13 protein-coding genes are annotated in these 18,368 nt (G+C 49.7%); 1 reads left to right on the top strand and 12 read right to left on the bottom strand.

Features of this window, described 5'->3' with window-relative positions:
- Nucleotides 1–907: 907 nt before the first annotated feature.
- Nucleotides 908–1,744, top strand: a complete 837-nt coding sequence (locus FYJ53_RS10050; RefSeq protein ID WP_013379017.1) for a response regulator — start codon at nt 908–910, stop codon at nt 1,742–1,744.
- A gap of 42 nt (nt 1,745–1,786) precedes the next feature.
- On the opposite strand, the gene FYJ53_RS10045 is transcribed toward FYJ53_RS10050, so the two are convergent.
- The 12 genes from FYJ53_RS10045 to FYJ53_RS09990 form a co-directional block, all read right to left on the bottom strand.
- A complete protein-coding gene (locus FYJ53_RS10045; protein ID WP_013379016.1) occupies nt 1,787–2,362 on the bottom strand; it encodes a hypothetical protein in 576 nt (191 codons plus the stop codon).
- Between the two features lie 29 nt (nt 2,363–2,391).
- A complete protein-coding gene (locus tag FYJ53_RS10040; RefSeq protein ID WP_013379015.1) occupies nt 2,392–4,266 on the bottom strand; it encodes a glycerophosphodiester phosphodiesterase in 1,875 nt (624 codons plus the stop codon).
- 18 nt (nt 4,267–4,284) lie between these two features.
- Complete coding sequence (locus FYJ53_RS10035) at nt 4,285–5,214, bottom strand: polysaccharide deacetylase family protein (protein ID WP_013379014.1); 930 nt, start codon at nt 5,212–5,214, stop codon at nt 4,285–4,287.
- 41 nt (nt 5,215–5,255) lie between these two features.
- Nucleotides 5,256–5,753, bottom strand: coding sequence for a hypothetical protein (locus tag FYJ53_RS10030; RefSeq protein ID WP_090410765.1), 498 nt, complete (start codon nt 5,751–5,753; stop codon nt 5,256–5,258).
- A 14-nt stretch (nt 5,754–5,767) separates the two neighbouring features.
- Nucleotides 5,768–7,051, bottom strand: coding sequence for a hypothetical protein (locus tag FYJ53_RS10025; RefSeq protein ID WP_148427674.1), 1,284 nt, complete (start codon nt 7,049–7,051; stop codon nt 5,768–5,770).
- A gap of 195 nt (nt 7,052–7,246) precedes the next feature.
- Nucleotides 7,247–10,399 (bottom strand): Ig-like domain-containing protein, encoded by a 3,153-nt coding sequence (locus tag FYJ53_RS21485; protein WP_154557292.1) that lies wholly within the window; start codon nt 10,397–10,399, stop codon nt 7,247–7,249.
- Between the two features lie 159 nt (nt 10,400–10,558).
- Nucleotides 10,559–11,365 carry an alpha/beta hydrolase gene (locus tag FYJ53_RS10015; protein ID WP_090410762.1) on the bottom strand — a complete coding sequence of 269 codons (807 nt, stop codon included), beginning with the start codon at nt 11,363–11,365 and terminating at the stop codon, nt 10,559–10,561.
- Nucleotides 11,366–11,541: 176 nt separating this feature from the next.
- Nucleotides 11,542–11,694: a sodium:alanine symporter family protein gene (locus FYJ53_RS10010; RefSeq protein ID WP_148427677.1), complete on the bottom strand. Its 153-nt coding sequence runs from the start codon at nt 11,692–11,694 to the stop codon at nt 11,542–11,544.
- Between the two features lie 185 nt (nt 11,695–11,879).
- A complete protein-coding gene (locus FYJ53_RS10005; RefSeq protein WP_148427679.1) occupies nt 11,880–13,202 on the bottom strand; it encodes a D-serine ammonia-lyase in 1,323 nt (440 codons plus the stop codon).
- Between the two features lie 148 nt (nt 13,203–13,350).
- Nucleotides 13,351–15,645 carry a HAMP domain-containing sensor histidine kinase gene (locus FYJ53_RS10000; protein WP_148427681.1) on the bottom strand — a complete coding sequence of 765 codons (2,295 nt, stop codon included), beginning with the start codon at nt 15,643–15,645 and terminating at the stop codon, nt 13,351–13,353.
- Entirely contained in the window at nt 15,611–16,306 is a 696-nt protein-coding gene (locus FYJ53_RS09995) for a response regulator transcription factor (RefSeq protein ID WP_090410759.1), read from the bottom strand. Before FYJ53_RS09995 ends, FYJ53_RS10000 begins: the two co-directional genes overlap by 35 nt.
- 623 nt (nt 16,307–16,929) lie before the next feature.
- Nucleotides 16,930–18,324 carry a serine hydrolase gene (locus tag FYJ53_RS09990; protein WP_148427683.1) on the bottom strand — a complete coding sequence of 465 codons (1,395 nt, stop codon included), beginning with the start codon at nt 18,322–18,324 and terminating at the stop codon, nt 16,930–16,932.
- Nucleotides 18,325–18,368: the final 44 nt, after the last annotated feature.

Below are 18,368 nucleotides of genomic sequence, written 5' to 3'. Positions count from 1 at the left end.
TGGTTTTGGTCAGCCACGGCCAGAAACATCAGGGCTGTCGCCTTGTTTTGATTGTAGGTATCGCTGCTTTATAAGTCACAATAACCTTTTAGCTGCCCGGGATTCGATTGTAGCTGAGAGCAATATCGGCTGCTGTCCGTTAAAAGGCAGCAAATTATTTCTTATAAAACGATTATACACCTCAAGTACTACAAAATTCTCACAAGCTTAAACATTTTATTTGAAATTTTATTACTTAGCCTATACGGCTTAAAAATAGCCACAGGTGCATCTGGGCCAGATAATGAGCTCTGTCATCCGGAATCGCTCAGTACACATACCACAATGGTGGGTTCACATATCCAAATCTCATTTTCATTTACTGGAGGAAAGCTGTCTAAATTATGATATAAAAACCCCTCTTTTCTATTTTTCACAAAAAGAGGGGAATAGGACTTTCCCAGTATGGTTGATTCATATGGATGCTGGGACCATTATTTCATTTTTATCAGATGGCTGCTGCTGCCCTTATTTCTTTTTACTTTGAGGATAGAAGAAATGACGGGCAGGATGATGCCCAGCCTCCTGGCCCATATTTCCCGGAGGCAGTTTATGCGTAAAGCCTTTGTATGGATGAGGTTGTTTAGAAGGCCTTATCTGACTGACAGCAGCAGCCGTGAAACAGATATTGCAAAGGCAGCCTTTATGTTCTCATACCTTTGCTGAATCAGCTTCTTCTGATCACTTTAATTATAACAAGGCAAGCTCCACAAAAGCGCCACAAATATCTAATTTTCTTAAAAAATTTTTAAATATTGCAGTGAGACAAACATGCCGAACTTTTCTCTCTTCTACTATACTTTTGGTGTCCTTTTGTTGTTGTTCATCCTGTAAAATAATACTATCATATTGATAGAAGGTGAAATTTATGCATGTATTAGCAATTGACGATGAAAGACTAGCGCTTGAAAACCTTATTTTTTCGTTAAAAGAGGCCCTGCCCGATGCCACAATTCATAGTTTTATAACGCCCGAAAGCGCTCTTGAATTTACTCAAAATTTATATAAGGAATCAAACCAGTCGTTGGATTTCGCCTTTCTGGATGTTGTCATGTCCACCATGTCTGGTCTGGAGGTTGCTGTCAGTATCAAAAAGCTTTTTCCAGAGGTGCGCATTATCTTTGTGACTGGATACTCCGACTACGCTTATGATGCTTACCGACTACATGCCAAGGGCTATATCCTTAAGCCTGTAAGCAAAGCGCTAATTCAGGAGGAGCTCGACCACCTGGACATTCCCCAAAAGGTCAAAGGGCCTCAGAAACGGGTACAGATCCATACCTTTGGCACCTTTGACGTTTTTGTAGATCAACAGCCACTACGCTTTTCCCGCAGCCGTGCCAAGGAGCTTCTGGCCTATCTGGTGGACCGCCAGGGCAACGGTGTTACACTTTCCAATATCTGTGCGGTTCTGTTCGAGGACTCCTCTGGCTCCACCGGAAATAAAAAACACGCTCAAAATGTTATCTCAAGCCTGAGACGCGCCCTCGAAAGTGCTGGAGTGGAGGACATCCTTATTAAAAAATGGAACTACCTGGCATTAGATACCAAAAAGGTGGACTGCGATTACTACCGTTTTTTAAAGGGAGACATTGACGCCATTAATACCTTTCATGGGGAGTATATGAGCAACTACAGCTGGGCAGAACTTACCACCGCTTTTCTACACCAGCAAAGCAACTATGAAAAAATCAAACAAAATTGAAAAATCCCGCAGGAGTCGCAAAAACGACGCCACGGGATTTTTTTAGCGGGCACCGAGCTTATCCTGGCGTATAAACCAGTGCCATAGGATTATCAAAAGCACCAGCACTAAAAGCATGCCCGCAGCCAGCAGGACCGATCCCTCATCCGCCAGGGCAGCGCCAGTAATCAACCCTGCCGGCCCGGCACTGGAATCGGTCATGCTCAGGACGATCCTTGTCTCAGAGCCTGAGTAACCGTCCTCTGCAGCCCGGTATCGGGCGATAAGGGTATAAGTCCCTGCCCTGGCAGGATAAAAGCTGCTTCCCGGTTTTAAACTCGATTTTGCCACACTCTCCTGTACTGCGGCTACCCCCACAAGCCTTTCGGTGTCGCTGTCATCGTCGATCAGGTAAAAGTCTACACGGCCGCTCTCTACCACTGCCAGGGACTGGGCGCGTATTTCCGCGTTCAAAAAAAGGGCCTGTCCAAGTTCTGCTGTTCCGGGGCAAACGCTGACACGGACGGATGTCTCTACCGGGTTATCCATATCCGCCGCCCATACCGCGGGCATGCCCCATAAAAACATTAATGCTGTCAGCAATACTGGTATTTTTTCCATAAAGTAATGTCTTTTCATTGGCCTACCTCTCGCAGCCATTTTTTATTTTACAGCCCGAAAATGACCTGCTGTATGGTATTGTTCAGCATTTCCTCCCGGGTAGGGTGATTTTCATCCGTCACTCTCATGGCAGTGCGTACATCATCAGTAATGATGTTGTCTACACCGCAGTCGATCATTCTCTGCATGCTGTCCGCATCGTTGACGGTCCAGGCATGCACATCCTTGTTTTTTTGATGGACGCGCTCCACCAGCGCTTTATTGATAAAAGTTTCCTCAATACTAAAGGCATCCACGTTTAAATTTTCGATGTCTCCATAGGCAATGGGCGTAATATACAGGGTCTTGATTTCTGTTGTCAAACCCTTTACTTCCTCAAGGATTCCGTAGTTTAAGGACGCCAGATAGCACTGGCTCTCAAACTCGTGCCGGCTGATGCTGTCCACAGCCTTCCGGGCAAAACCCTGGTCATAGGGCGTAGGCTTAAGCTCAATGTTCATACGGATTCGGCCCTTGCACATCTCTATGGCTTCATCCAGGGTCATAAGCCGCTCATCCTTATATTCGGGAGAAAAAAAGCTGCCAATGTCCAGATTTTTGATCTCCTCGTAGGTGGACTGCCAAATATAGACATTCCTGCCTGTGGTCCGCTTCAGGTTATTGTCATGAGACACGACCAGCACCCCATCCTTGGTTTCAGCCACATCGATTTCCACATAATCCGCACCAAGCTCAATGGCTTTTTCAAGCGCCGCCCGCGAGTTTTCCGGCGCGTCGGAAGAATTTCCCCGATGGCCACTGACCTGCGCACCGTGCAGCAGGGTATCGAAATCATCTGCATCAAAGGCGGTCACAATGCGTCCGGTTTTAACACCTACAGCAGCCAGCACCATCACCAGGGACAGCACCATGAGCTGTCGTTTCTTTAAAAAGGGAAAGGCTGTTTCGGGCACACTGCACACCAGCGTATTTTCCTCTCCTCTCTCTTCCCGGTAGGTTTCATAAAACCGTGATATAAAAGCATAATTCATCATGGTTCCCAGACAGGTTTGAATAATGTTAAAGGACGAAACCGAAACAGCCAGAACCCCGATGAGAATCATCAGCCCCAGAGATGGGCCTCCTCCACCTGCGAGACGCCCGGTTATTGTGCCAATGACGGTTCCTGAAACCAGGGACAGGGCCCCGAGAAACAGCACGATACCAGCAAAGACCAGCAGCAGCAAAAGCGTCCAGAGTAAAAAACTGCCCACGGTTTTAAAGAAATACCCTTTTAGAAGATGGACACTCTTCCGGCAGGCTGGTACAAAATTCTTGCCCTCCACGGCAAAGACGTTAAAAGCGAACAGGGTCAGCGCCATGACCAGCAGCAGGATAACGCCCAGTCCAATGTAGGCCGCGTAAAGAGCAGGATTGCCTTTGATGTACTCCAGAATAAAGCCTGGCACCGAAAGCTCTGCGATCAGATCAGAGGAAATACCGATGTGAAGCACAGGCATAATAAGCACGAAAAACAGAACTGCCAGATAGTTTCTGGGGTTAAAAATGCGGACAGCCTGCCGGAAAGCGGCGGCCGCCAGAGGGATCAGCTGTACCTTCCGACGGTTCCTGCTCTCGTGGAAACACAAAACCAGCACTGCGATCTCAAAAAGACAGTAGAACGCCAGCAACAGCAGCAAAATAAAAACAGATAAGAGCACTAACGGATTTTTTAGCGCTGCTGCCACACTATCTCCCGAAATAACAGGAAAGCCCTCAAAAGCCAGAAGCCTGCGCAGCCCAAAGTTTAACAGAGGCAGCACCACAAGGGTACCGCCTAATTTATAAACCAGCTCAAACACCGCCAGTGTCCAAAAATTAAAACGCAGGAGCGCCAGAGATTCTCTGATAAAGGCGCCCCTGCCAGTCTTCCAGGGTTTCATTTTCTTTTCTCCCTTCTCCTACAGTTGTCTTGGCAGTTCCATGTCGTATTCCATGGGCAAAAAAGTGTAGCCTTCCTTCAGCAAGGTTTTAAATGTTTTTTCCAGTGCCTTGCGGGTATTTTCCTTCTGCTCGGCATGGCAGAGCACGGTTGAAACATTGTGCTTATGGACACCGTCGATAAAATTCTGCGTCAGCTGATCCACGCTCAGGCTGTTGCTGGTGCCGTCGCCGCACACCACGTTCCAGTCCACATAGTTGTAGCCCCGGTTCACAATTCCCTGAGTACAGGTAGTATTGGCATTTGCAGAACCGCCCGGAAAACGAAACAAATGGGAGGTCTGCTTGAGCCCTGTGACCTGTTTCTGATAAGCATCCAGCTTTTCCACATCGGCGTAAAAGGCGTCCGGGCTGTTATAAAGGCTGTACTGATGGCTCCAGGTATGGTTGGCCAGCGTATGCCCTTCCTTCACAATACGCTGGTAGGCTTCCTCCATAACTTTTCCCTCTCGACCATTGGTAAAGAAGGTGGCCTTGATATTGTACTTTTTAAGCAGGTCCAATATCTCTCCTGTATGCTCGCTGGGTCCATCGTCAAAAGTGAAAAAGACGACCTTCAGATCAGCGGTGTCATCCGCTGCCAGCTTGGCCTTAACTTCATCCATCTTTGCCCTCAGCTCAGCGTCTACCTTTGGCCCTCCAGCCTTTTTCTGCTCATTGACCGCCATCTGCATTACACCGGCCGCAGACGGCACCTGAAAACCGCTGCTGAACCCGGACATTTTATCGGTGAGCTCAGACTGGGCTGTCGCTTCCTTTTCAGTATTATGTCTTCCGATCACTACAGAAGACACCGCGACGCAGACCAGCACCACTGCTGCCAAAATGATAAAAAACTGCGGTCTTAAATGAATTTTTCTTTTACTTCTGTAATAATGTCCTTGTCCCATCCTATCTGTCCTTTCCTGGATGTCTTGGCCTTTTAAGGCCGCTATTGATTATTAACCGTGTCGATCACTGCTGCAAATTCGCTCTTAAAGGTATCCTTATCCAGCCCAGTCGCGGACATGGAGTAGGTCATGTCTCCCTTCGTAAAATACGCAATAAGATCCTTACCTTCAGCGTTTTCAGCCATGTTATAGGTAATGCCGTTATAGGTTTCCGGGCTGTAAGTCAGCTGCTGATAACCACTGATGTCACCCCCGGCATTCTTCTGGCTGCGGACTGTCGCTTCCGCTCCACCTGTTTTCTGGTATCTCAGATCCACCAGCTCATCGCCGATAATATACATCTCTTTTAACTCAAAGCCAGAGTAGGCCGGCAGAATCGCCGGTGAATACCCAACTTTTTTCTCAATCTGATCGATTGTATCATAACGCACCATGGGATTCGGAATTTCTTCCTGCTTCTGTCCGGCATTTGAGCAGGCGGTAACCACCAGCACCGCAAATACCAGAACGCTTAAACATAACGCTGCTTTACGTTTCATTTTTGCTTCCTCCTTTATGAATACTTTTTTCTATGGCGGACAATCGCCACAATCACAATAGCAGCGATGGCCAGTACAAGAATGCCTGCCCCAATGCCCATCCAGGTATAAATGGTCTGAACCGACGGCCCGATATGCACCGTGGCCTCTGCTGTGCAGGGCTGGTAATCGTCGCTGCCGGCAAAGCTCACCTTTACCGTCTGATCTCCCTCGGCATGATTGTAGTCGAGTTTCAGCTCATCGCTTCTATACTTGATGGGTTGATTGTTATGGTCCACCAGGCTCAGCTTAAGGCTTTCCAGCACTGCGGTGTCCAGCTTCGCACTGTTCTTATCATAGGGCACGCTGTGCGGGTTCTGGGTGAGCACCACTGCGCAGGGGGCGGCATCAATAATCTTGACATTGGCGGTGACCATGGCGGGCTGGTAGTTGCTGTTGCCCAGATATTTCACAGTGACATCCTGTTTTCCCGCTGTATGGTTATAGCTGAGCTGTAGCTCACTCAGTGCAAAACTGACATTCTTTTTAGCATTGTCAGTAATGGTAATCTTGAGCGCGTCGGCTATGACTTTATCCATTCCTGCCTTGTCATCGTGATAGGCAACCTTCGGCGTTTCTCTGGACAGGGTAATGGTAACCTTTTGAGGATTTTCCACCGTAACCTTTGCCTCGGCCACCGATGCTGCGTACTCGGTATTCCCCTTGTACTTCACTGTAACCAGCTGTGTACCCTCATCGCGGTTATAGCTGAGATCCAGCTCATCTGTATTGTACTTGATATTTTCTCCGTGGCTGTTTACCACCCGCACCTCCAGCGCTTTGATAATCGCGCTGTCCATGCCAGCCTTATCTGCAAACAGCTTGACCGAGGGCACGCTGCCCACCAATAGAACGCTCGTGCCCTCCAGGCTGTTAATCTTAATCATGGAGGTTGCTTCGCTTTCGGCATATTTCTCATTGCCTTTATAGGTTACTGTTACTTTCTGATTCCCCGGGCTCCGGTTATAGCTGAGTACGATGTCCTCCCGGCTGCTGTTGATCTTCTGGCTTTTTTCATCCATGACATTGATGGCCAGGCTGTCGTAAACCATTTTGTCCAGGGTTTCCGGGTTCGCGCTGTAATTTACCACCGCACCGGAGGCTTTCAGATTAATATAGGTCGACTGCGGCGGCAGCACGCTGGGCATGGGCTCATTGCCCGCAGCAAAAGCCGGGCTGCTCCCCCAGAGCATAAACATTGTCAAAAATACTGCCAGCAGGCACCTCAGACCTTGCTGTCTCAAAATTGAGCACTTCATTTTCCTCTCCTTTTCCGGAATAAATTGAATATTCCACTTTAATTAAAATTTTATTTCTAAAAGGATTATACATGATGAAGTTCCACAAAAGATCCCCAATCAGCGCTCTGGGAGCCCCTGCCCTTCTAGTTTCTTTCAGATTAATGCTACCACCTGCAGCACCTCAGAAACACAACTCACAAATCCGGACGCCTCCTATCTTCTCCGGGCTGCCACAGCTGTGAGCGCTGTAAAACCGGCCAGCAGAATCAAGGCTGCCGGTACAGAAGTCTGCTCGGAAAGAATACCCGTATGCGGACCATCCCCGCCGCCCTTTTTCACTGTGATGACCGCGCTGGCGGTTTTTCCGCCATCCTCAGTGGTGACAGTAATGGTGGCCTTTCCAACGGCTATGCCTGTGACCTTACCCTGATTGTCTACCTTGGCGATCTTAGAATCTGAGGATTTCCAGCTCATCTTTTTATTGGTGGCATTGGCCGGTTCGATGGCAGCTGTCAAAGTCAGGCTTTTTCCCTGAGTCAGCTCAGCGCTGGTCTTATCAAGCCTGACACCTGTCACATGCACCACTGGCTCTGGTTTATCCGAGACCAGCACTGCCCCAAAGGTCCGTAACCTGTTCTGAGCTTCCAACTCCCTGACAGTACCGCTATAAGACGCCGCAGTGGTCGCAATCACTGCTTTCTGTCCTTCTGGCTCTGGAAGGTAGAGGTACAGGTTTGCAGCATCATCGGTCAACGCATCCTTGAGGTTCAGTGTCTTTTCGCCTACCTTACCCTCCAGGCTGCCTGTATTGGCTGCTGTTCCCACAGTCAGTGTGGTTTTATAGGCCCGCGCTCCTGCAGCGTCTACCGGTTCAGGTGCAACGGTATTGTGCACTGCGTTCAGACTGCCGCCATCTACTGTGATAATGTGTTCTCCCGCTGCTGCTCTTTCCAAAGTCTTACCGGTTGACGGCAGCGCCCTTTCCTGGATGGCGGTTTCTGCCAGAATGTCATTGGTATTTCCAGATACCCAGGTGGTACCCCCATTTACATGAATGCTGCCATTGGCGTACAGTCCGTATACATACTGGTTATTGTCGTTTTCCGCCAACAGGTGGTGTGTACCGCCGCTGATGGTAATATTTCCATTTGCGCCGACTGCGTAGCTGCCGCTTTTCACATCCACACTGCCGCCGTTAAAGCTAATATCGCCCTTGCTGCCGACAACCAGGGTTTCTGTATCACCCTCATCTGTGCCGGTCACCTTACCACCATTGATGGTAATATTGTTTCCATACAGCCCAAAGGATCCCTTCACATTCACATCTCCCCCATTGACGGTAATACTGTCCTCAGGATTTTGCGATTCAGAAAAAACAGCCGTGCTGGATGCGCTGTGAGCTGTAATGGTTCCGCTGTTGACCACAATGTTCCGCATGCTTATGATAGCCCCATACCGCTTGTCCGACGCCACCTCGCAGCTCAGTCTTCCGCTGCCGCTAAAGGCCAGTGTATCAATATCACCGCTGTCTGAAATGAATCCCGCGAAAATAGCGTGATCATCGTCCGATACAATGCTGTTGTCACCTCTGGCGATAAGCTCAGTGTTATGGTTGTTGACCTGGATTCCGATATTCTCGGAGTGTATCTTAATATTGTCAAGGGTCAGACGGTAATAATCCGCAGTAATATCATCCGGCGGCGCTATATATGTCTTGCCGACCATGATTTTTTCATCGGTTTCGTTCTGACCCTCTCTCATGGACGCAGTGCTGTTTCCCGGCTCCAGAATGTAATGGGTTTTAAAATAAAAGGGTGTGTGGCCGTTCTCAGAGGTAACCGCCATTTCCGGAATTGATTCTTCCATCTTGGCTTCATATCCATTACTTCCTTTTACTGCCACTCCCTCATAGTCTGTCCCGTTTATTGTCACACCAAAGGGACTTCGTTCAAGCAGCGAAGCATAAACACACAGCTGTCCCTTGTCGTTGGTATCCATATCACGAATACCATATACGCCGTTTTCCGGGTCTGCCTTGTCCTCGCCAAAGTAGCCGACCTTGAAAAAAAGGAATACGCTGCTGTCAGCCGGCAGGCCGCTCATGACCACCCGCTCTACTTTGATCTCAGCACCACTATCCTCATCGACATAGCTGATGGGCTCCGGTTTGATTTTATTACTGCCAGTAAAGATACTGCCACCCTTCAGATAAACCCGGGTAGGTATCTCGACGCTACCAAAATCGCCGCCATAAATATCATACTTATCACCACGGGCGTAGACGGTTCCTCCGGTAATGGTCACGTTATCTTTTTCCTTGTCTTTGGCACAGGCTCCGCCGTGAATACCGACCTGAGCTCCTGAGGCATTGACTTGACCGCCGTTGATGGCCAGTATATTGGTAGCGTCCAGTCCGACATATCCATTCTTGGCTGTTACGCTGCCGCCGTTGATGGTGATGTTTCCAATAACAGAAATGCCTGAAGTACCGTAGGACACGCCCCTTTCAACCGCGTCTCCGGTAACCGTACCGCCGTTGATCACACAGGCACCGCCCTTGCCTTCACCGTCTCCGGTGGAAATACCAGCGCCGGGAGCCTTTCCTGAAAGGGTGCCGCCGTTGACCTCCAGGCCATTATAGCAGTAAACCGCCCCAGCGTAAATCGGTGTCTCACCGTTATCTACCTCCGCGGTAAGACTGCCGCCGTTCATAGTCAGCTTTTCGGCAAAGTGTGCACTGATGGCATATACCTCTTTAGCGCCGGCCTGGATGGCTATAGCCTTTATACCCTGGCCATCCACAATGGCGTTGGAGGCGTGAATCTGGCCGCCCTCCATAAAAGTTCCGCCCAGCCCTAAATTTTCAAAGGCAAAGCTGCTGCCTGAGCGCAGCGTCAGTGTGCCGCTGCCGGCCACAGTCAGCTTTGACGCGTTGGTACCGCCGCCCTCATCACCGATGAACAGGGCTGAGGTCTTCTCTGATTTCAGATTGCTGCTCCCTGCCAGCGTGAGGCTGAGGTCACCCTGCTGTACATACAGGGGCATTCCCTGCTGTCCCTCGCTGTCTGTGGCAATCTGCACACTGTTCAGGGTAAGCGCAAAATTCCCATCGCCCTTAACCATAATCACATCTGTGGTCACCGGGGTATCCGGCGCCATACTGACAGTATAGCTCCCTCCCTTGATAAAGCACAGAGTGCCTTTCTCGTAGGTGTAGCCCTCCGGGCTTCCTTCGACCACCAAACCCTTCCCGGCCTGGATGGCGGATGACGCGGCGGCTTCCTCCGCCTTTACCATAATGCTGCCTCCTGCTGTAAGCAGCAGGAATGCGAGAATTGTGGTAAGAAAAACATGAATCTTTTTCATTTTAGTTGCTCCCTTCTTTTTGCATCTTTATACTGTTTCTTATCCTATCTTACACCCCAGAGTACAACAAAAGAACAACAAAACCCGGCTTTATTCCATTTTAGAGCAAATAAAAATCCGCGGCGGCGTATTTCGCGGCACCGCGGGATTCTGTACGTGTTATCCCAGGCGGTATTCTATCCATGCCAGAGCGTCCTCGATGACCTCGTCACGGATATACTCGTTAAAAATTTCATGACAGGCATTGCCATAGATCTTCATCTGCTTATCCTCAGAGCGAATATCCGCAAAGAAATCCTGTGTGTCCTTCGGTGACACCAGAGCGTCTTTTTCACCGTGCAGCAAAAGAACCGGATAGCTGAAGGTTTTATTATCCATAAGCCAGCGCAGGCCCTCAGCGATGCTCTGGCAGAGACCAGCAGTAAAGAACTTGCCGTTCAGAGGGTCCTTTCCATAAGCCTCTACCACGGCCGGGTCGCTGCATACGCCGTCGCCAAGCTCATTGGGGAACTCCGTCTTCGGATCAAGCCCCATATCCACATTGATGATGAGCCCGGTGTTGTCGCGGGTCAGCCCGCCGGACAGCACGATGCCGTCCACTACATCCGGATACCTGGTGCCGAATGCCGCTGCCGCGAAGCCGCCCATGCTGTGCCCGATGACATAGACTGGCAGCCCTGGATTTTCTTCTTTGGCCAGCTCAACAATAAAGTTGGTGTCATCGATGATTTCATCCTTATTTGTGTAGAAATAGCGGTCCCCGGACGATTTTCCATGGCCTCTGTGGTCAAAACGATACACCTTAAAATCACGGGCAGTAAATTTGCCGGTAATGTAGTCGTACCGGCCCTGATGCTCGCAGAGCCCGTGTACGAAGACCACGACCGCCTTGCATACCTCTGGAGTATCTACGGTCATTACCAGCTCCATGCCGTCAAAGGACGCAACGGTTAATTCTTTTCTCATGATATTCCTCCTTAAGGATTGAGTGACGTTTGCATTTAATTTTATTGTAATGGGGAATTGCCTCCATGTCAACACTTTCAGATTTAGCCTTAAGAAAACCCACAGGGGGAAAAAGACCATCGCAAAGGCCTGGAATGGTGTAATTCCATCTTTGCCGCCCTTCTCCTGGTGGACATTCAGGCAGACCATATCCTTAAAATAAAATGACGAATTTGAGGAAAGCCCAGCCATATTGAAAAAACAAGTCCCGCGATCAGGCACAGTACCACCAGCGGTATGCTCCATACCACACTGCTGACAACATTGATCATATTATTAAAAGTTTCCAAAAGTTACCCTCCTAATTTACAAATGGAGAATGCAGAATGGCAGGTACAAATTTGATTGTAATGCGGCCATAGGCCGCCTCCCAATCGTTTTTGCGCCAGCAAAAGCGTTCATTTCGCCCCTGTCCGTCGCAGTAAAAAAAGCTGCTCCTCTGTTAAACTCAGAGAAGCAGCCTTTTATTCCTTCACTATTCTTGCATCAACTGGCAGCCTTTTTGGTAATAGGCCTCCATTTCCTCCTCAGGCACCATATTGCCGCCGGTAGCCCAGACCAAATGCACCGCGTTTTTCATCCGCTCCTCTGCCAAGCCTTTTTTCTCAAGATAAGCGGCGTCGCTCAGCACGCGGGACGGCCCAGGGAACCCCGCACAGCCTGAGGGTTCAATGGTCAGCCGCTCTGTGTCCATGACCAGCCCCAGCAGCCGGTACATTTCCTCATCCTCTACGGTAAACGCGCCGTCGATCAGGGTTCTCATCACCCGCCCAACCAGACGGGAGGGACGGCTGACTGCCAGACCGTCAGCGGCGGTTTTGCCATCCAATCCAATATCTGAAACACTGATACCATCATTCAGTCCGGTCATCATCCCCAGGAGCATGCAGGGCGCATGGGTTGGCTCTGCAAAAAAACAGTGGGCATTTTCGCCAAAGACGGTTTTAATACCAAAGGTTACACCGCCGGGCCCGCCGCCTACGCCGCAGGGCAGGTACACAAACAGGGGATGCTCCGTGTCTATGGCAATTTTCAGCGCGTCAAGCTGCTTTTTCAGGCGCGCAGCCGCTGTGGAATACCCCAGAAACAGGTCGGCTGAGCCCTCATCATCCACAAAGTGGCAGGTGGGGTCACCCTCTGCCTGTCTTCTCCCTTCAGCCACAGCCTTCTGATAATCCTCAGGGTACTCGATGACGTGCACGCCCTTTGACCGCAGCATGTCCTTTTTCCAAGGTCTGGCATCTGCCGACATATGCACTGTGACGTCAAAGCCCAGCTTTGCGCTGATAATGCCTATACTCAGCCCCAGATTGCCCGTGGAACCAACAGCTACCCTGTAACCAGAAAACAGGTCTTTAAAGCGTTTTTCGGCCAATATGGCATAATTATCCCCAGCACTCAGCATCCCTCTCTCAGCAGCAATGGTTTCTGCCAGCTTCAATACCTCGTAAATGCCCCCCCGGGCTTTGATGGAGCCTGAGACAGGCAGATGGCTGTCGCATTTAATCAGCAGTTTTCCTGGGATCGCTCGTCCGTACCGTTTTTCAAGGGCGGCCTGCATATCCGGCGCTTGCTTTAACGGTGATTCTATAATGCCGCCGGCCTCTTTGGTTTCGGGAAAGCTGGCTTCGATATAAGGTGCAAATCGCCGTAGTCTTGCCTCCGCGTCGGCTGTGTTCTCCTGCGTAAAGGGCAGTTCACCGATCTCGCCTGAGTCCGGATTAAACCAGATAACCTCCTCACCCCGCTGCATACGCCGGGTCAGTGGATAATCCTCATATAACTGATTCACGTCCATTTTGTTTCCTCCATGATCTCATAGTTACTTTAAAGTATACCGTTTTCCAGAAAAAATTCCATTCTATATTCTGCCAAATTTTATACCAATCTTGACAAAAAATGAAAAGCCGGGGCGCTGTAAATCGAGCCCCTAGCTTTCGCTTTGTCTATTCGCCCTTTTCTTCAGATTCTGCTTCGCCGGCTTCCTCCGCCATTACCGAATCGTCATCCGCAACCAGCTCCAGATAAACGGTCGCCTTGAACAGGTCGCCGTCGATGGTCAGATCAAACTGGCCGTTCTGCAGCTCAGTCAGGTCCTTGGCAATGGCAAGCCCCAGTCCGCTTCCCTCGCTGTGACGGGTATCGTCGCCGCGCTTAAAGCGCTCCAGCAGTTCTTCAGCCGGAATGTTCAGCGGATCGGCTGAGATATTCTTAATGATAAAAACCCCACGGTCTGTAAACAGGTCCCGGTCAATGGTCATATAGACCCGGGAGCCGGGCAGTGCGTATTTGAGCACATTGGACAGCAGGTTTTCAATGACCCGCCAGAGCAGGCGGCCATCCGCATGTACCATCACTTTTTCCTGGGGCCGGCTGACAATGAACTGAAGACCGGAATCCTCAATCTTGTCCTCAAGCTCTCCCATCCCCTGGTTTACCAGCGCTTCCACGTTTACGGTATCCCAGTGCACCTCCATATTGCCTGTCGAGGCCTTGGCGGCCTCAAAGAGGTCATCGGTCAGCGCTTTCAGACGCGCAGCCTTCTGTTCCAGCACCCCAATGTAACGCTCCCTGGATTCCTCGTCGATGTCCTCCTTTTTCAACAGGTCGATATAGGTGATAATGGATGTCAGCGGGGTACGGATATCATGGGAAACATTGGTGATCAGCTCAGTTTTCAGCCGCTCACTTTTCAACTCTTTTTCCACCGCGTCTCTGACCGCTGTCGACAAGCCCTCGTTAATATTATTGATGTTTTTTGCCATTTCCTCCACCGGTCCATGCCCTTCAACCTCAATCTTATAGCCTGTATCGCCCTCATAGATGCGTTCCACACCCTTGATGGTCTGATCCAGAGATTTCGCCCGCTTTGCGCCAAACCACAGAGCCACACCCAGCAGAATAATGCCAATGGGCGGCAGCGCGATGATGAGCATGCCCACAATGGCGATGATGATAATGGCTGCGCACAGCAGCATCACCAGGGAGCGGCCCTTGATCACATTCCGGTAAAAATCCCGGATGCTCCGGCCGAAGCGTTTGATCAGGCGTCCGCACTTTTTGCACAGCACAACCGTGCCAAACCGGTCCATAAAGCGGTGTGCCTTGACAACACGCACAATGCTCAGCACATAGTTGTAGGCGAGAGCCACTGCGAAGATCAGCAGGATCGCGGACATGTAGGCAGGCAGTCTGTACATAATGCAGGCCACCCCTGCCGCAATGAGCATCCCCTCAACCCATGCCAGAATAATCAAATGCAGATCCCAGTACATGCGGTCAATGGCCAGCAGATGAATGTCGTTGTCTGTCTCGCGGCGTCCGGCACCAATACAGGCCACCACCAGACAGATCAATGATAACAATCCGCAGACGAAGAAAACCTGAACGGCCAGTACTGCGTCTGCGCGGTCCTGGCTGTAAATCTGAGCCATGGTGTCGATCTTCTGATCATCAAAGGCCATAACAATACGGTTGTCCGTATTGCCGTTTCCGCCGTAGTCATAATTCCTTACTTCCTGGGAAGCGTTGATCTTCCCCTTGTTATTTTCGAGGTAAACCTTGGACTGCATCAGGGCCTCAGGCGTCACGCCTTCGCCGCTGGTCTTTTTCTGCCCGTCCCGCTCAATATACCATTTCAGGCCAAAGTTTTTCTGAGCGTTTTCCAGATTATTAAGCGTGTTCGCATAGTTCTGGAGCTGCTTCTGTATCTGATCCTCCCGGTACTTCTCGATTTCCTTGCCGTGTCTTTCCATAAAAGCATCGGAGTTGATGACATCAATAACTGTTTTGGGCACCGTGCTGTCGGAACGCTCGCTGTAGTAATAACTGCTGACATCCCCAAGCTCTTTCTCCCACAGCCCGAAACGGCTTCGGTCTTCTGAAAGCAGCGAAAGCTTGTACTCCTCAATGGCAGCGTCCTCATCGAGAAGGGCCCCGCTTCGGATATACTCCTCGGAGCGGTAGGTATCGGCCAGAGCAAACAGGTCATGGTAAACACTGTAGACCTCTGAGCGCAGTGAGCTGCTCTTCAGATAATCCTGTTCATCCCAGGTTTCTGAAATACCAAAGCCCTCCATCTTGGTTGTGGCTGTCTGCTCCAGCACAAAGATGCCGGTGCTCAGAAGCAGCACCGCCAGGATGAACGCAATGAGTTTTACGCCTGTATTGCGGAGCAGATGCTCACTTTTTATCACGATCACTCCGCTATTGCGGAGGGTATTTTTCGACTTTGTATCCAATTCCCCACACCACCTTTAAGTATTTGGGCTCCTTCGGATTGATCTCAATCTTTTCGCGAATGCGCCGCACATGGACGGCAACGGTGTTATCCGCATTGTACGAAGGCTCCTCCCAGACATTTTCATAAATTTGCTCGATGGAAAAAACCTTTCCCATTTCCCGCATCAAAAACTTCAAAATTTTATATTCCACCGGGGTCAGCTTAACCTCTTCCCCGTCAACTGTCACTTTTTTATAGGCGTCGTCCAGCTCCAGTCCGCCTGTTTTGTACACATCTGTCCGTTTCACATAGCTGCCAAGGGTCGTGTAGCGCCGCAGCTGGGACTTCACCCGGGCGATCACCTCCAGCGGATTAAAGGGCTTTGTGATATAATCGTCTCCGCCGACAGTCAGTCCCATAATTTTATCGTTGTCCTCGGCCTTTGCCGACAGGAAAATAATCGGAATGTTCGCGGTCTCACGGATTTTCAGGGTTGCGTGAATCCCGTCCATTTCGGGCATCATGATGTCCATCAGTATAAGATGAATGGTATTTTCAGAGACAATTTCCAGCGCTTCTTTTCCGGAATAGGCCTTGAAAACAGCATATCCCTCGTTTTTCAGGTAAAGCTCCAGCGCGTCGACAATTTCCCGCTCGTCATCACATATTAATATGTTCATTTCTTACTCCTTCTGTCCTTCAGTATCGATCTGATGGTATTATAATACCATAACATTCTTACAAAGAAAGTGCCCATTTTATTAAGAATTTATGAAGCAAAAAAAGATCGGCGCAAAATCGCGCCGATCTTAAAGAGTGTCGGAAAACTTATTAGCAAGAGACAAGGCGTTAAAAAAGGCTTGTTAATGGAGATTTACAGGAACAAAATGCTACGCATTTTGAGTAGATAGCGGCCGCAAGACGCTGCAGGCTGTCGAAAAAGTGGCGCAGCCCGAGACTGCGCCTTTTATCCAGATAAGAAAAAAGGTCCAAACGTTGAGAAAAACGGCCGGGAATCGTGCCGCTCTATCCCTACAGCCGGACACAGGCGAGATAAAACATCCACTTTAGTGAAGAAGCTGCTAATGTGAGGGTAATGCCCGCAGGACGCTTTTTTCTTCCTTAGGTAAAAGGCTTCGTCTCTCAGGTTTTTTTACACACTGTAGCGGCCGCAGGCCGCTCTATAATCGCTTTTTCATTAGAAAAAGGGTTCGTGAATTTTCCATTCTCCATTCTCAATTTTCCATTGAAATTACTTCTTGCTTTAACTTTAAATCAAACTTTTAACTTTTTCAATCCTTTCCTACGCCTTACTTCTCGGCAGAATCCTGGAGCCATAGCGCATGCCGAAAATGCCCCGGCGCTCATCTGCGATCATCTGAATAAAGGTGTCGCCATACTCTCCTGCGATCATCCCATGTCCAGGCTCGATCATCGTAACCGAAGAGGTCTTATCCCCATTTTTTAACAGCACTTCTCCGTCTTCGCCCATAAAAAGTTCTACCTTTGTGCCTTCATCAGAAGCGTAAACGCCGCAGGCAGCTTTGAGGGTTTCGGCATCCCAGGGCTTATTTTCATAATGATGAAGGATTCTTTCTGCCTTGAAGCCCATGCCCATGCTCAGGGCTGCTTCCGCCACGCCGCTGACCGGCACATCCTCTGTATTGCACAGCACAATAACGCCCAGACCCTTTTCACGGCACCACAGCAGGTGTGAGGAAACGCCGGGCAGGCTTCCACCATGTCCAGTTACCTGTAAACCGTTCAGCTCCTTGATATCCAGCCCGTAGCCATAATCTGTCACGTAGGAGTCCATCTGGCGCTTTGTCGTCATAGCTGTGATGGTCTCTGGCTTTGCAATGGACGTTCCGTTAAGGCCTGTCCCATCATTCAGATACATGGCAATGTATTTCTTCAAATCCTTTAAGGTGGATTTCATAGCGCCTCCACCGTTTAATACAAAGGCGTTGTCATGATAATCCCTGACCTTTGTCAGCTCACCCGCGACAACCGCATAAAGAGCCGCATGATTTTCATCCTTCAGCGGACGCACAAAATCGCAGAAGCTCCGTTCCATTCCCAGAGGCTTCAAAATATGCTCAAGCAGATAATCCGCGTAGGAGGCGGAACCGCCGTGATGGTAAATAATATCGGACAGCAGTCCATAGCCGTCATTGCAGTAGCTGAAATACTCGCCCGGACGGCCGATAAATTCTTCCTGGGCATCCAGCCTTCCTGCCACCTGGCGGCATCCTTCCTGAGCCAGCTCTGCATTGTATGCCAAGTCACCCACGACAGCTTCATCTAGGCCCAGTTCTGCCGCCACTGTGTCCACTACAATGCGTGACTGAGGAAAATACCCGCCGCTGTGAAACATGAGATGCTTGATCAAAACCGGTTCTCCCTGGTTCATTCCCTTAAATTCCGGAATATAGTCACTCACCGGGTCCTCAATGCTCAGAATACCGTCCTCCTGCATTTTTAAAATGGCCAGGCAGGTAAAGGATTTTGTCAGGGACGCGAGGCCAAAAATCGTTTCGTCGTCAATGTCTTTTCCGGTTTCCTGATCCCGTTTCCCGAAAAAGCGTTCATATTTTGTCACTCCCTGCGCGTCCACAATGGCCACAGCCATCCCCACAGCCTGGTGGTCTTCCATGCATTTTTTCACACTGGTTTCAAATTTCTCTTGCTCTGTCATCTTGGTTCTTTTCTCCTTTAAGGCTTTTGTCTTTCCATAGTATA

The sequence above is a fragment of the Eubacterium sp. BL-380-WT-2B genome (assembly GCF_009696115.1).
GTDB lineage: Bacteria > Bacillota > Clostridia > Eubacteriales > Eubacteriaceae > Eubacterium > Eubacterium callanderi.
The sequence above is the reverse complement of the archived record's forward strand: the minus strand, read 5'-3'. Positions and strand labels throughout refer to the sequence as shown.

What these genes read in the sequence shown, in the direction of transcription:
- FYJ53_RS21485 (WP_154557292.1), bottom strand. Translation starts at nt 10,399, where the DNA reads ATGAAAAAGATTCATGTTTTTCTTACCACAATTCTCGCATTCCTGCTG.
- FYJ53_RS10005 (WP_148427679.1), bottom strand. Translation starts at nt 13,202, where the DNA reads ATGGACGTGAATCAGTTATATGAGGATTATCCACTGACCCGGCGTATG.
- FYJ53_RS10050 (WP_013379017.1), top strand. Translation starts at nt 908, where the DNA reads ATGCATGTATTAGCAATTGACGATGAAAGACTAGCGCTTGAAAACCTT.
- FYJ53_RS10040 (WP_013379015.1), bottom strand. Translation starts at nt 4,266, where the DNA reads ATGAAACCCTGGAAGACTGGCAGGGGCGCCTTTATCAGAGAATCTCTG.
- FYJ53_RS10035 (WP_013379014.1), bottom strand. Translation starts at nt 5,214, where the DNA reads ATGGGACAAGGACATTATTACAGAAGTAAAAGAAAAATTCATTTAAGA.
- FYJ53_RS09990 (WP_148427683.1), bottom strand. Translation starts at nt 18,324, where the DNA reads ATGACAGAGCAAGAGAAATTTGAAACCAGTGTGAAAAAATGCATGGAA.
- FYJ53_RS10025 (WP_148427674.1), bottom strand. Translation starts at nt 7,051, where the DNA reads ATGAAGTGCTCAATTTTGAGACAGCAAGGTCTGAGGTGCCTGCTGGCA.
- FYJ53_RS10030 (WP_090410765.1), bottom strand. Translation starts at nt 5,753, where the DNA reads ATGAAACGTAAAGCAGCGTTATGTTTAAGCGTTCTGGTATTTGCGGTG.
- FYJ53_RS10045 (WP_013379016.1), bottom strand. Translation starts at nt 2,362, where the DNA reads ATGAAAAGACATTACTTTATGGAAAAAATACCAGTATTGCTGACAGCA.
- FYJ53_RS10015 (WP_090410762.1), bottom strand. Translation starts at nt 11,365, where the DNA reads ATGAGAAAAGAATTAACCGTTGCGTCCTTTGACGGCATGGAGCTGGTA.
- FYJ53_RS09995 (WP_090410759.1), bottom strand. Translation starts at nt 16,306, where the DNA reads ATGAACATATTAATATGTGATGACGAGCGGGAAATTGTCGACGCGCTG.